This window comes from Pseudoxanthomonas helianthi (assembly GCF_017939625.1).
Lineage (GTDB): Bacteria > Pseudomonadota > Gammaproteobacteria > Xanthomonadales > Xanthomonadaceae > Pseudoxanthomonas_A > Pseudoxanthomonas_A helianthi.
In genome coordinates this window covers 1470741-1484718 of sequence record NZ_JAGKTC010000001.1, presented here as the reverse complement: position 1 = coordinate 1484718, position 13978 = coordinate 1470741, and the positions used below count along the sequence as shown (strand labels likewise).

Sequence of the window (13978 nt, the reverse complement as noted above, 5' to 3'; positions counted from 1 at the left end):
TTCGTTGCCTGCATATCGCGGATCACCAGCTGAAACCCGCACCCGCCGAGATGCTGTTCTCGTTGCCCGAGAACGCGCCGCTGATGGACACGCTGGCGTTCGGGCGCACTAGGCGCTGGTAGCCGACGGCGACCGCCGAACGGCCGCCCTGCATGCCGAAGCCCACGCCGACGCGGTTCTGCCCGGGCAGGCCGGCGGTGTTCAGCGCCGCCGCCGCCATCGCGCCGCTCATCGCGCCCATGTGGTCGATGCGCTTGTCGGTACGAGCGAAGCGCTGGTCCACGTCCTTCTGGAACTGGGTAAAGCTGTCGTTCCAGCCGGCGAACTTGCTGTCGGCATAGGCCTTGGCCGAATTCAACGTCTGGGTCGACTGGGTGTCGGTGTACGACTTCGATTCGGTCAGCGTCTGCGCATCGCCGGCGTCGGCATGGGCATTGGCCGAGGCAAGCGTGGCCGCGTCGGCGTTCTGCATCTGCTGCACGTTCACCGCATCCATCGGCTCGACGCCTTCGGCGAGGTTGCGGATACGCGTGCCTTCCTGGCCGTTCAAGGTCACGGTATCGTGGCTCGCGTCGTAATGCACCGCATCGGCGTCGTAGCCACCGCTGCCGCCGCCCAGCGAGGCCAGCCATTCGGTTTCGGTGCCGACGAAGCCGTTGGCGACAGCGACTTCATACGCGCTGGCGCCATCGGCACCGGTTGCGCCCGTCGGACCGATCGGGCCTTCCGCACCGGCTGGACCCGTCGGACCGGTCGGGCCTTCCGGACCCGCAGGGCCGGCGGGACCTTCGGGACCCGGAATGCCGTTCAGGCCGCCCAACGCGGTCAGCTTCGAATCCACTGCAGCAAAGGCCGAGGCGACGTTGTTGTAGTTCGCGCCCTGGATGCTGAAGGTCGGTGCCGTGAAATTGCCGCCGAGCCAGCTGGCGCCGCCGCCAAACGCCGCGGCGAACGGCGACAGGTCGGGCATGACGCCACCGACCGGGAAATCGGCTACGCCGAAGTTGCCTGCGGCATCGGTGGTGACCATCTTCAACGCGCCGGTCTGGTAGCTGTTGCCGTTGGCGATTCCGGCGACGGTGAGCGACTCGAACTGGGTACCCAGCGCGATCTGGCTGTTGCGCGTGGTCACCGCGCTCATGCCAAGGGCCGTAGATTGGGCGTGCGCCGCGACGGCATAGGCGCCCAGCGCCAGCGAGCCGGTGCCGGCTCCCTTCGACTGGAAGCCGAATGCGCTGGCGTATTCGCCGGACGCAACCGACACATTGCCGAATGCCATGGATTGGCGTGCCGTCGCTTTCGATCCGGTGCCAAAAGCGTTGGCTTCTTCGCCAGACGCAGTAGAAGCCGTGCCCACCGCGATCGAATCCAGACCGCTTGCGCTCGCATTGGTGCCGTGAGCGACCGCGTTGCCTCCTGTGGCACGCGCGTTTTCTCCGATGGCGATCGTCCACGCGTTGGTCGCTCTTGCCAGCGTGCCCAAGGCAATCGACGAAGAACCCGTCGCTTCGGAACTGGAGCCCAGGGCAATCGCATGGTAGTAGCCCGCGAGCGCATTGTTGCCGAAGGCATTGGAAGATTCGCCCGTAGCCTTCGCGCTATCGCCCACGGCGATGGCGCGAAGGGCGGTAGCTTCGCTGTTCCAGCCCAATGCCACGGTTCGAATGGCGGTAGCCTTCGCGCCAGTACCCACCGCGGTGGCGGATATATTCGCTACGGAGGCGCTGCCCAGCGCGGTCGCGTCGTCACCGTTGGCTCTCGACAGATAGCCGAACGCCGAGGCGGCTATGCCATCCGCTTGGCTTTGGTGCCCGACCGCCGAGCTGAACATCGCCGTGGGGGACGTCCAGGCCGCGTTCCCGAAGGCGATCGAACCATATCCCAAAGCGGATGCGCTGTAGCCGAAAGCCACCGCATATGAGCCGGCAACCGAGCCATAGCACCAGGTGTCCCTGCTGGGGCCGTCATCGTAGTAGCAATCCATGTCGGTCTGGTCCGCGAAGGCTGGCAGCGAACCCATCGACAACAGGGCAAGCGCAAGAGCGGAAAAGCGCGGTTTGTTGCGAATCATGCCAGTGGAACGTTTCATGTCGATTCTCCTGTGAGTGGTCTCGTACCGGCGGCGTTTCCGCGCCGGGTTCACTCATGGAATCGACGGTTCTCCGCCGGACCCGCCAAATCTTTTTAAAGTTCAATTTTCGCGGGCTTGTCCGCCTGCGCGCCCCGATTGCGTAACGGGGGGCTGGCCGCCTTGGTCGGCGGGTTCGTCGCCGCGTCGCAAGCGGAAAGAAAAGACAACTCGCAGTCTGGACCCGATTCCGGACAGCGATTTCACTTTTATCGCCGTTTTCCCCGGTTTTGTCCGCCCACTGGCGAACTTCGCGTATCGGCGGTACTGCCATTCGGGTTATCGACGGACCGTGACGGGATTGGCGCCCTTTTGACGATTAACGGTTCAGGACACCGAACCAGAGACAGGAACCCGCCATGAACGCCATGCTGCATGCCACCACCGATTCCCCACCCGAACCCGTCATCGCCCATGCGTGGCTGACCGCGGAGGAAATCCGGATCATCCGTTCCCAGTTCGCCCGCGTTGGCGAAGATGCCGACGGCTTCGCCAGGGATTTCTACAGTTCGCTGTTCTCCATCGCGCCGCTGTTGCGCGCGATGTTTCGCGGCGAGATGGCCGAACAGCGTGCCAAGCTGGTGCACATGCTGGCCATGCTGGTATCGCAACTCAAATCCCCCGAAGCGCTGATCGCCCCGCTGGCCGCGCTGGGCGAACGGCACCGCGGCTACGCGGTGATCCCGTTGGATTACGAATGCGTGGGCCGGGCGCTGATGCGCGCGCTGGCCCTGCGCCTGGGCGACGATTTCGACGTGGCCTCGCACGCCGCCTGGAACAAGCTGTACGGGCACGTCGCGGCAATCATGCAGGCCGGCGCGCTGCGCGGCTGAGCGATTCGACCCTATCCCCACCCACCTTCCCCTTGAAGGGGAGGGCTTACAAAACCTGTTCCACCTGTCGTTGCAGCCAGGCGCGGGCAGTGGCCCAGTCGCGCTGCACGGTACGTTCCGAGATATCCAGCGCCTCGGCCGTCTCGCGTTCGCTGTAGCCGGCGAAGAAACGGCATTCGACGATCTGGGCCAGCCGCGGCGAACGTTGCGCCAGCGCCTGCAAGGCGTCGTTGATGGCGAGGATCTTCTCGTCGTCGGCGATTTCGATGTCCAGCGCCTGCTCGAAGCCGACACGCTGGAATTCGCCGCCACGCTTGACCCGGACCTGCGCGCGGATGGATTCGATCAGGATCCGGCGCATGGCGATGGCCGCCACCGCGAGGAAATGGCTGCGGTTGCCGAAGCCCGGCGACGCGGCCAGGCGCATGTACACCTCGTTGACCAGCACGGTGGTCGCCAGGGTGTCGCCGACGGAAAAGCGCTTGCGCTCGCGCCGCGCGGTGCGGTGCAGTTCCTCGTACAGCAGCGGCACCAGTTCGTGCACCGCGGCCAGCACCTGCGGCGAATGGGTGGCGTCAAGCAGGTCTGCGCCCTCGTCGGGCGACGCGGTCTCTTCGCTGCTCTCTGCCATGGCGATCCTCCCCCGGACGTGGGGTACATTCTGGCATCCGCGTCCGGCTTGCAAGCCGGACCGCATCGACCGACCGGGGACAGGCATGGCCGCGCAGAACGATCCGTCTATCGACTGGGCCAAACTGGAGCGCTTGTTCCCGGATCTGCTGGAATCGCCGGCGGAGCGCCGCGCCGGGTTCCTGGACCGACATTGCCGCGACGAACCCGCGCTGCGCGCAGAACTGGAAGCGATGCTGGCCGCTTCCGAACGCGATTCGGTGCTGGACCACATGCCCCAGGTACGGGCGCAGGGCGTAGATGGCACCGACGGCATCCAGCCGTTGGCGGCGGACACCCGCGTCGGCGCGTGGCGCATCGTGCGCATGATCGGGCGCGGCGGCATGGGCGAGGTGTATCTGGCGCAACGCGCCGATGGCGGCTTCGCCCAGCAGGCCGCGATCAAGCTGCTGCATGGCGACGCCGCACGGCATGCGCAACGCTTCGAGGAAGAGCGCCGGATCCTTGCGCAGCTGTCTCACCCGAACATCGCGCGCCTGCTGGACGGCGGCTTGCATGGCGAACGTGCGTGGATGGCGATGGAGTTCATCGAAGGCCGTAGCATCACCGAACACTGCCATAGCCGCGGATTGCCGCTGTCCGCACGGCTGAAACTGTTCCATCAGGTCTGCGCCGCGGTGGCGCATGCGCACGCCTCGCTGATCATCCATCGCGACCTGAAGCCGTCGAATATCCTGGTGAACGATGCCGGGCAGGTAAAGCTGCTGGATTTCGGCATCGCCAAGCTCATCGACCCGAACGTCGCGCCGTTGCCGACGCATACCACCGCATTCACACCCGACCATGCCGCGCCGGAACAGATCGAAGGCGGCCAGGTCACCACCGCCACCGACATCTACGCGCTGGGCGTGGTGTTGTACGAAACACTGGGCGGGCGCTTGCCATGGTCGTTCGGCGATACGCCATTGTCGCGCGCGATCGACCGCCTGCTGCGCGAAGACCCGCCGCCGATGTCCGGCGCCGCTACCGAAGTTGGCGCGGGTGCGGTACCGGCGCAGGAATTGCAGGGAGACCTGGATGCCGTCGTCGCTCGCTGCCTGCGTCGCCTGCCGCAGGATCGCTACGCCACCGTGCAGGCCCTGCAGGAAGACCTGGATCGCCATGCACGACGCGAACCTGTTTTGGCGCGACAGGGCGGGCGCAGCTATGTCGTGCGGCTGTGGCTGCGCCGGCACCGGATGTTCGCCGCCGCCGCCGCCGTGGCCTGCCTTTCGTTGCTGGCGGGACTGGGACTGGCGCTGTGGCAGGCCGGCATCGCACGCGAACGGGCGCAACAGGCGCAGCAGCAGGCGCAACGCGCAGCGCAGGTGAAGGATCTGGTGCTATCGATCTTCCGCGAGCAGGATCCGCTTTCGCGCGGCAAGGCGGAGAACCGGCCCCCTGCGAAGATCATCGGAGAAGGCGTTCGCGCCTTGAATGCGCGGCTGGTGAACGACCCGGCGCTGCATGGCGAACTGATGGACGACCTCGGCGAACTGCAGACCAACGTCGGCGACCTGCAGGGCGGGCAACAGACGCTGGCCACCGCCCTGCAGGAACGCAGCGCCCTGTACGGCAATGACAGCACGCAAGCCGCGGTTACGCTGCGCAAGCTGGCGTTCGCGGAACAGCTGCTGGGTCGCAACGATGAAGCCAGGAACCATGCCAGCCGTGCGCTGGACATCTGGACCCGAAACAAGCAGCCGCATTCGATAGAAGCGGCGCGCGCGAAAGTGATCCTCGGTTCCGTACTGGTCAACCAGAAGGAACGCGATCAGGCCTTCGCCTTCAGTCGAGCCGCCGTGGACGATCTCACCAGGGAGTTGGGACCGAACCATCCGGAAACGATCGATGCATTATCCCGGCAGGTGAGGATGCTGATCCAGGCGAACAAGGACAAGGAAGTCGAAGCCGGGCTCCGCAACATCATTGCCCGCATCGAAGCCACGGAAGGCCGGGAGTCTGCACGGTTGATCACGCCACTGACCACGCTGGGATGGATGTCCCTCGGGCGCTTGCGGAATTTCGATGAAGCAGAAAAGACGTTGCCCCGCGCGATTGCGCTGACGCGACGTCATTATGGCGACAGGAGCGACAGACTGGCCGTCGCGCTGACACATTATGCAGTGCTGAAATGGCAGCAGGGAAAGAACGATGCCGCACGTGCATTCTTTGCCCAGGCGGGAGCCGCCATGCCCGACAATGGATCGACCATTCTGAGCATGGTGCTGGTGAATCGCGCCGAGTTCCATCTGGACATGGGCGAATTCCATGCTGCCGAACGCGATTACCGGCGCGTCTTCGACTTCAAGCGGGAGACGCTTGGCGAGGAAAACATGGAAACCTGGCTTGCCGCCAGCTTATGGGGACGTGTCCTGGCGCGCGAAGGCAAGGTGCGGGAGGCCGAAGATGTCCAACGCAACGCCCTGGCACAGCTGTCGCGCATCGTGGGAGCGGATGACTACACGAACGTCACCGCACATTTCACGCTGGCCGAGACACTGGCGTTCGCGCACCGGTTCGATGAAGCGGCAGATCAACTCGAACGGTGCCTGGCACTGATCGCCAGAAAGCACTCGACCAGCCATCCGGACTACCTGGAGGCGAAGGAACTGTTGGAGAGGGTCCGACAAGGGAAGCCCCCGCTGGATTGAGGTCGGATGACGCGAAAACGGCGCGGTGGCCCGCGCCGTTCTCATCCTTCGTCATTGCATTTACCAACTGAAGCCCGCACCGGCCGATACACTGCTTTCATTGTCCGAGAACGCGCCGCTGACCGACACGCTGGCATTCGGACGCACCAAGCGCTGGTAGCCAACGGCGATCGCGGAGCGGCCGCCCTGCACACCGACGCCGACGCCGACCCGGTTCTGCCCCGGCAGGCCGGCGGTGTTCATCGCCGCCGCCGACATCGCGCCGCCCATGGCGCCCATGCGGTCGATGCGCGCGTCGGTCTTGGCAAAACGCTGCTCCACGTTGTTCTGGAACTGGGTGAAGCTGTCGTTCCACGAAGCGAACTTGCTGTCGGTGTAGGCATTGGCCGAGGCCAGCGTCTGCGTGGACTTGGTGTCGGTATAGGTCTTCGAAGTCGCCAGCGTCTGCGCGTCGCCGGCTTCCATCTGCTGAACGTTCACCGCGTCCATCGCATCAACACCATCGGCGACATTCTTCACCTGCGTGCCGTTCTCGCCCTTCAACGTCGCGGTCGCCTTCCCGGCATCGTCGTACTCCACCGCCAGTTCGCTGCCCGCGCCGGCCGGGCCGGGTTCGCCCTGCGGGCCTTGCGGACCCATCGGACCTTCCGGACCCGCCGGCCCCATCGGACCTTCGGGACCGGCGGGGCCTTGTTCGCCACCGCCGCTGCCGATCTGGCCATACAGATAGCTCAGCGCATCGCCGACGTTGCCGAACGAACTGCCGCCCAATACGTAATTCGGGCCGGTGAACGTGTTGGTGGCGGAACTCCACGACGCTCCTCCGCCCAGTGCGGTGGCGACCGGAGTGAAATCGGCGGCCACGCCGCCACCGCCCGCCACGCCGGCGATGGCCGCATTCAACTGGCGCAGGTTGACCGCGTCCGTGTCCTGGGTGCCATCGGCCAGATGGATGATCTGGTGCTCGCCGCCGCTCTTGCCGACCGAGATCGCATAGTCGCGATCCGCGACGGACTGGTAGCCGATGGCGACGCTGCCGGTGTTAGTGGCCAGGCTGCCGATGCCAAGAACCATCGCGTTCGGGGCCGTGGCCGCGTTGTTCAGGCCAACGGCCACCGCGTTCGTCCCGCTCGCGATGTTGCCGATACCGAACGCATTACTGTTGCTGCCCCCCGCGGTGTTGTTGTAGCCGAAGGCGTTGCTGTTCGCGTTGGAGGCGGTATTGGCATGGCCGACCGCGCTGCTCCTCACCCCTTCGGCCCGGTTGGAAGAACCGACGGCGCTGGCGTATTCCTTGTTCGCCTCGTTCTGGTTGCCGACCGCGCTGCTTTCGGCCGCAAGGGCTTCGTTGCTGTAGCCAAACGCGACGCTACGGACGCCTTGTGCAGTGTTGTAACGGCCGAATGCGCCGCTGCCATCGCCGCTGGCGGTATTCAGCGAGCCGAAGGCCATCGCACTGGCGGCGCTGGCCGCGTTGTTCGCGCCGAAGGCCATCGCGCTGGCGCCGGTGGCGGCGTTCGTGTGGCCGAATGCACCGCTGTACAGTCCGCCGGCGATGTTGTCGAAGCCGAACGCGCTGGCGTTGTCCTGCTGGGCCTCGTTGGAATAGCCGTAGGCGCTGCTGCGCAGGCCCATCGCATCGTTGGAGCGACCCATGGCACTGGAGGCCGCGGCACGCGCGCGATTCTGCACGCCGAACGCTGCTGCAACTTCCGCCTCGGCGGTGTTGTTGTAGCCCATCGCGGCGCTGTCGAGGCCGGATGCGGAGTTGAAATAGCCGAACGCCGACGCATGCGTGGCCATCGCTAGATTGCGGAAGCCGAAAGCACTGCCCTCGATCCCGCTGGAGTAGTTGAGATAGCCCATCGCGCTGGAATAGTCGCCGTCGGAGGTGTTGCCGTACCCGTACGCGGAAGATCTGGTCCCGTTCGCCTTGTTGTTGATTCCGCAGGAGGAAGCATTGCCGCCGTTCGCGGTGGAGCCGCCCTGGGTCCAGTCGAGGATCTCGTTGTAGGAAATGGCACAGCCGCCGAACTCATCCGCGGCTCTCGCCACGGTGGGAGCGAGCAGCAGGACCGAGAGCGCGAGTACCATTGGATGACGTTTGTTGTGGGTATTCATGGTGGTTTCCTTGTTTATGGAATGGGTGTCCGCGCCATGCGCGCGTGACTAGATGCGTGCGTTTGCCGCCTGCGCGGGGGAAGAGCGCAGAAGGCGAATGAGGAACCGCGCGTTACAGGTCGAAACCGAAGCCGGCGCCGGCGGAGTTCTCTCCGCTGCTGAAGCTCGCGCCCAGCGAGAACGAACCACGGTCGCCGATACGCTTGCCGTAACCGATCGACACCGCGCCCTGGCTGCCTTGCGTGCCAATGCCGACGGCAATACGGCCCTTGGCGCCGCTGCCATTGGCTGCGTTCACCGCCATGTGGGTCATCGCGCTGCCCATCGCACCGATGCGGTCGATGCGGCGGTCGGTCTGGGCGAAGCGGCGGTCCACTTCATGCTGGAACTGGGTGAAGCTGTCATTCCAGGAAGCGAACTTATGGTCGGTGTAGGCCTTGGCCGACTGCAGCGTCTGCGTGGATTTGCTGTCGGCGTACGACTTCGATTCCGTCAGCGTTTTCGCATCGCCGGCATCGGCATGCGCGTTCGCGGAGGCCAGCGTGGCCGCGTCTCCGGCATCGACATAAGCCTGTTCGACGCCACTACCACCGCCCAGCGAGGCCAGCCACTGTTCTTCGGTACCGGGGAAGCCATTGGCCACCGCCACTTCGTACGCACTGGCACCATCGGCGCCGGCCGGACCCATCGGACCCGTTGCACCGTCCACACCTGCCGGACCCTGCGGACCGGTTTCGCCTTTCAACGAAGCCAGCCATTCGGTTTCCGAACCTGCGTAGCCGTTGTCCACCGCCACCTGGTAGGCGCTGTCGCCGGCCGGACCAGCCACGCCGCCCAGACCCGTCAAGGCACTCAGCCTGGAATCCACCGCGGCGAACGCAGCGCCGACGGTGCTGTAGTTGGAACCCTGGATCACGAAGGTCGGTGCGGTGAACACGCCACCCACGAAGCTGGCGCCGCCGCCGAACCAGTTGGCCAGCGAACGCAACTGACGCACGTTCACCGCGTCGAAGTCCTCGGTACCGTCGGCCAGATGGATGATCTGGTGCTCGCCGCCAGCCTTGCCGACCGATACCGCAAAATCGCGATCTGCAATCGCCTGGTAACCGATGGCCGTACTGCCTTCGTTCACGGCCTGCGACGCGGAACCGAAGACGCTGCTGTGCACGCCGCTTGCGGTATTGCTCTGACCGAATGCGCTGCTGTAGTCGGCACCGGCGATGTTGTTGACGCCATATGCGGAGCTATAGAGGGCCAGGGCGTCGTTGTTGTGGCCAAAGGCCGCGCTATTCATGCCCGCAGCCATGCTTTCGCGGCCAAATGCGAGGCCGCCTTCACCGACGGCTCTGTTAGTGATGCCGAAGGCGATGGCGTTCATGGCCGAAGCCTCGTTGTTGCTGCCCATTGCCACCGCGCCGTAATCATCCGCATTGTTCTGGGCGCCGATCGCAATGCTGCGATAGCCGTTGGCGTAATTGGCGTAGCCCAGTGCATTGGCCTGCTCTCCCACTGCCTTGTTGTCGGCCCCCATGGCCGTCGCTTGCACGCCGGTTGCATAGTTGTTGTAACCAAACGCACTGGACCGCAACGCGCTGGCTATGTTTCCGTAACCCATGGCGCTGCTGTAACCGCTGGTAGCGGCGTTGACCGTACCGAAGGCACTGCTCCAGTCACCCGCAGCCCCGTTGGCGTAACCCATTGCTGCGGAGCGCATGCCTTCGGCGCGGTTGTTGTGGCCAAGCGCGCTCGCGTTTTCGCCCAGCGCCTCGTTCGAATAGCCCATCGCGCTGCTGCGCAGACCGCTGGCCACGTTCGAGCGGCCCACCGCGGTTGAAGCGTCGCCACTGGCGGTATTGGTCACGCCGATGGCGGTGCTGACTTCCCCGCTGGCCTGGTTCTCCCGTCCGCAGGCGAAAGCATTGACGCCGGTCGCGGTCGAACTGGAGCCGCTTTCGCCTGCAGCGGCGGTATCGCAGAGGTCACCTGCGTGGGCGCCGGAGGCGCAAGCCACGTACAAGGCAATGGCGAGCGGGCTGTATTTGAAGATCTGGTGCATGGAGTTCTCCCGGGCTCCTGGCCCTGCGTTGGCGGCCGCGAATCGGCCTTGCCTATCCCCCTCGCAACGTGGCGCCGAAACAGGACATCGGCCCTGCGAGGGGACTGGCGGCGGCACGGCCATCGCCCGGTACATGCCGGGTGGATGACTGCGGCATCGGCCCGTGCCGCCGCCGGTCCGCTTTCTGACTCGCAATCCGTTATCCAGACCGGACATCGGCTTGCCCGTCCGCCGCCCGTTCGGCGAACCTAGGCACCGAAAACCCAGGGGGATGGATGGAATCCGAATCGATCACGCTGCTGCTCTCGCGCTCGCGCGGTGGCGACGAAGACGCGGGCAACCGCGTCTATGCGTTGCTCTACGAGCGCCTGCGCATCGCCGCCCACCACCAGCTGCGCCGGCGTGGCGGCCGGCAGACGCTGTGCACGACCATGCTGGTCAACGAAGCCTGGCTGAAACTCGCCGGCGCCGATGTCGACGTGCGCGATCGCGAGCATTACTTCGCCCTTGCCGCACTGGCGATGCGTCGCATCGTGGTCGATCAGGCCCGGCGTGCGCTGGCAGAAAAACGCGGCGGCCACGATATCCGCGTGACCCTCAACGAAGACATGGCCCAGGCCGATGTCAGCGACGCCGACGTGCTCGCCCTCGATGCCGCGCTGAACCGGCTGGCAGAACTCGACCCCCGCCTGGCCCAGGTCGTCGAATGGCGCTATTTCGGGGGAATGAGCGAAACCGAAATCGCCGCCGCGCTGGACGTGACCGAACGCACCGTGCGTCGCGACTGGCGCAAGGCGCGCGCGTTCCTGTACAGCGACATGGCCGGGGCCACGCCGTGAGCAATCGTGCCAGGCGGGCGCTGGAATTGTTCGATGAATGGGTGGAACTGCCACCCGCGCAGCGGCAACAGCTGCTCGATACGCTGGCGATACAGGACCCCGCACTGCACGCCGAGCTCGCGGCCCTGTTCGCCGCCGATGCGGAAGCCGGCCTCCTGGAACGCTCCCCGGAGACATTGCTGGCGGCGACCGCGGGCAGGGAGGACAACGAAGCCGCCTTCATCGATCGACGCATCGGCCCCTGGCGGGTCACCGGCATCCTCGGCAGCGGCGGCATGGGCGCGGTGTACCGCGGCGAACGCGTGGCAGGCGATTTCCAGCAGCAGGCCGCGATCAAGCTGATCCGCATCGGCATGGACCAACCGGAGCTGCGCAAGCGATTCCTGCGCGAACGGCAGATCCTCGCCCGGTTGCGGCATCCGAACATCGCGGCCCTGCTGGATGGTGGCGTCGACGACCAGGGAGCGCCCTACTTCGCGATGGAGCTGATCCAGGGCGAACGCATCACCCGCTGGTGCGATGCGCGCGCGCTGGATGTGCGCGGCCGCGTGCGCCTGTTCCTGCAGGTGCTGGACGCGGTGGCGTTCGCGCATCGCCAACTGATCGTCCACCGCGACTTGAAGCCATCGAACATCCTGGTCGATGCCAACGGCAAGGCTTACCTGCTCGACTTCGGCATCGCGAAACTGATCGAAGACGAGGACGACGCCGACCACACCCGCACGGGCGAACGCGCCTTCACCCCGGAATACGCATCGCCCGAGCAATTGCATGGCGAGCCCATTTCCGCCGCCACCGACCTGTATCAGCTCGGCGTACTGCTATACGCCCTGCTGGCGCATTCGCACCCCTACGGCCTGACCGGCGACACGCCGCTGCGCACGCGCCTGGTACGCATGGACGGCAATCCGCAACCGCTGTGGGAAGCGGCGAAGCAATCCTCCATCGCCGACGCCGCCTGCCGCGACAGCACGCCGACGCAACTGGCCTCGCAACTACGCGGCGACCTCACCGCCATCGCGCAACGTTGCCTGGAGAACGATCCGAAACTGCGCTATGACAGCGTCGATGCATTGCGCGCGGACCTGATTGCATGGCTGGACGGGCGTGCGGTGGCCGCACAGACCCCGAGCTTCCGCTACCGCGCGAGCCGTTTCCTGCGCCGGCATGCAGTGGCGTCCGCCGCTGCCGCAGTCGCCGTGATCGCGTTGCTCGCGGGCACTGGCATATCGTTGTGGCAGGCCGGCATCGCACGCAAGGAAGCGCAACGTGCGCAGGAACAGCAGCGCCTCGCCGAACGCCAGACCGAATTGGTGCGGATGCAGGCGGACAGCTCCATCGCCGTGCAGGAACTGCTGAATGGCATGTTCGCGCGCTCGCTGGCAATGGATGGCGGCACCGGAACTACCGTCCGCGACCTGGTCGACGCCACTCGCGCGATGGGGACGCATGGCGACATGCTGGACGATCCTGCACGCGCTCAATTGCTGCTGCACCTGTTGCGTATCGGCGCGGCCGGCGACGAAGCCGGCGAACGCGCGATGCTGGCGCAGTTGCGTCCGCTGGTGGCGAAGGCGGGCGCAGCGCGTCCACGGTTGCTGGCGCAGCAACTGGATGCGCAACTCACCTCTGCCGAGAAACGCCATGCCTTGCCAGAAATGATGCAACTCGCCCCACCGCTGCTGCGCTTGCTGGACAGCCTGCCGCAACCGCTGGACGAGGAAATGCTGCAGCTGCGCCTGCGCACGTTGCGCTCGCAGGGCTGGGCGCTGGACCAGCTTGGCCGCGCCGACGAAGCCATCGAAAGCAGACGGCAAGCACGGCAAGCCACCGTCGCCCGTTACGGCCCTGCGCATCCCCGCAGCCTCGTTTCACAGTCCTCGCTTGGCCGTGCGCTGGCCTTGCAGGGACGTTACTCGGAAGCCGCGGAACAGATCCGCGCATCCCTGAACGGCTGGCAGGCGGTATCGAAACCCTCGCCGCACGACCAGATCGCCACCGGCATTTCCCTGGTCGAATCGCTACGCCAGACCAATGCAGGTCGCCCCGAATCCATTCGCCTGCTCGCCTCGATGGAAGCCCAGGCGCGTGCGAATGAAGCCGAGTTGATGCCGTTCTTCCTGCCATGGCTGCAAGCCATGCGCGCCGACCTGCTGCGCGAGCAGGGCGACCTGCCTGCCGCCGCCGCACTGCTGCAACACGCTTCGACCTTCCAGCCGGATATGACGCAGCGCGAATCGCGTGGCGTGCGCCTGGTCGTGCTCACCGCGCAGTCCGACCTGGCTTGGGCGCAGCGCGATACGACGGGAGCGGCTGAATTCGCGAAGGAAGCGCTCGCCATCATCGGCACGCCGTCCAGCCAGGATAACGGCGATCTGCGTCGCGCCCTCGGCTTGCGCCTGCGCGTGTTGCGCGCGCAGGCAAGATCGATGCCGCCCGAGCAGCTCCGCGCACAGGTCGATGCCGTCCTTCGTGCCTGGGACTCCGTGAAAACCCCGCTGCGCTCGCCCTATCTGACGATGGCGGCCGAAACCTTGCGGCTTGCCGGGATTGCCGACAAGAACCTGGCGCAACGCGCGGTGACCTCGGCCGACTCGGAAATCGAACCCAATGCGCAGCGACAGGAAGCCGCACGCCGCGAACTCGCGCTGGCGCGGCAGCAGACGGCGTAGTTCCTC

The 13978-nt window shown here is 65.8% G+C and carries 8 protein-coding genes; 4 read left to right on the top strand and 4 right to left on the bottom strand.

What is annotated here, in order from left to right; all coding sequences use genetic code 11:
* Positions 1 to 22: 22 nt before the first annotated feature.
* Positions 23 to 2089, bottom strand: coding sequence for a YadA-like family protein (locus tag J5837_RS06805; RefSeq protein ID WP_210535923.1), 2067 nt, complete (start codon positions 2087 to 2089; stop codon positions 23 to 25).
* A 398-nt stretch (positions 2090 to 2487) separates the two neighbouring features.
* Here J5837_RS06805 and J5837_RS06800 point away from each other — a divergent pair, with 398 nt between their 5' ends.
* Positions 2488 to 2961 carry a globin domain-containing protein gene (locus J5837_RS06800; RefSeq protein ID WP_210535922.1) on the top strand — a complete coding sequence of 158 codons (474 nt, stop codon included), beginning with the start codon at positions 2488 to 2490 and terminating at the stop codon, positions 2959 to 2961.
* Between the two features lie 46 nt (positions 2962 to 3007).
* On the opposite strand, the gene J5837_RS06795 is transcribed toward J5837_RS06800, so the two are convergent.
* Entirely contained in the window at positions 3008 to 3592 is a 585-nt protein-coding gene (locus J5837_RS06795; protein WP_210535921.1) for an ECF-type sigma factor, read from the bottom strand.
* 85 nt (positions 3593 to 3677) lie between these two features.
* Between J5837_RS06795 and J5837_RS06790 the strand changes: the two genes are divergently transcribed.
* Positions 3678 to 6284, top strand: coding sequence for a serine/threonine-protein kinase (locus J5837_RS06790; protein WP_210535920.1), 2607 nt, complete (start codon positions 3678 to 3680; stop codon positions 6282 to 6284).
* Positions 6285 to 6344: 60 nt separating this feature from the next.
* Here the strand turns inward: J5837_RS06790 and J5837_RS16485 are convergent, their stop codons facing one another.
* Positions 6345 to 8405, bottom strand: a complete 2061-nt coding sequence (locus tag J5837_RS16485) for a YadA-like family protein (protein WP_210535919.1) — start codon at positions 8403 to 8405, stop codon at positions 6345 to 6347.
* A 112-nt stretch (positions 8406 to 8517) separates the two neighbouring features.
* Complete coding sequence (locus tag J5837_RS06780) at positions 8518 to 10461, bottom strand: YadA-like family protein (RefSeq protein WP_210535918.1); 1944 nt, start codon at positions 10459 to 10461, stop codon at positions 8518 to 8520.
* Between the two features lie 275 nt (positions 10462 to 10736).
* On the opposite strand from J5837_RS06780, the gene J5837_RS06775 reads away from it, so the two are divergent.
* Positions 10737 to 11300, top strand: a complete 564-nt coding sequence (locus tag J5837_RS06775) for an ECF-type sigma factor (protein WP_210535917.1) — start codon at positions 10737 to 10739, stop codon at positions 11298 to 11300.
* Positions 11297 to 13972, top strand: a complete 2676-nt coding sequence (locus tag J5837_RS06770; RefSeq protein ID WP_210535916.1) for a serine/threonine-protein kinase — start codon at positions 11297 to 11299, stop codon at positions 13970 to 13972. The genes J5837_RS06775 and J5837_RS06770 overlap by 4 nt, the downstream gene beginning before the upstream one ends.
* Positions 13973 to 13978: the final 6 nt, after the last annotated feature.

What these genes read in the sequence shown, in the direction of transcription:
- J5837_RS06805 (WP_210535923.1), bottom strand. Translation starts at nt 2,089, where the DNA reads ATGAAACGTTCCACTGGCATGATTCGCAACAAACCGCGCTTTTCCGCT.
- J5837_RS06800 (WP_210535922.1), top strand. Translation starts at nt 2,488, where the DNA reads ATGAACGCCATGCTGCATGCCACCACCGATTCCCCACCCGAACCCGTC.
- J5837_RS06795 (WP_210535921.1), bottom strand. Translation starts at nt 3,592, where the DNA reads ATGGCAGAGAGCAGCGAAGAGACCGCGTCGCCCGACGAGGGCGCAGAC.
- J5837_RS06790 (WP_210535920.1), top strand. Translation starts at nt 3,678, where the DNA reads ATGGCCGCGCAGAACGATCCGTCTATCGACTGGGCCAAACTGGAGCGC.
- J5837_RS16485 (WP_210535919.1), bottom strand. Translation starts at nt 8,405, where the DNA reads ATGAATACCCACAACAAACGTCATCCAATGGTACTCGCGCTCTCGGTC.
- J5837_RS06780 (WP_210535918.1), bottom strand. Translation starts at nt 10,461, where the DNA reads ATGCACCAGATCTTCAAATACAGCCCGCTCGCCATTGCCTTGTACGTG.
- J5837_RS06775 (WP_210535917.1), top strand. Translation starts at nt 10,737, where the DNA reads ATGGAATCCGAATCGATCACGCTGCTGCTCTCGCGCTCGCGCGGTGGC.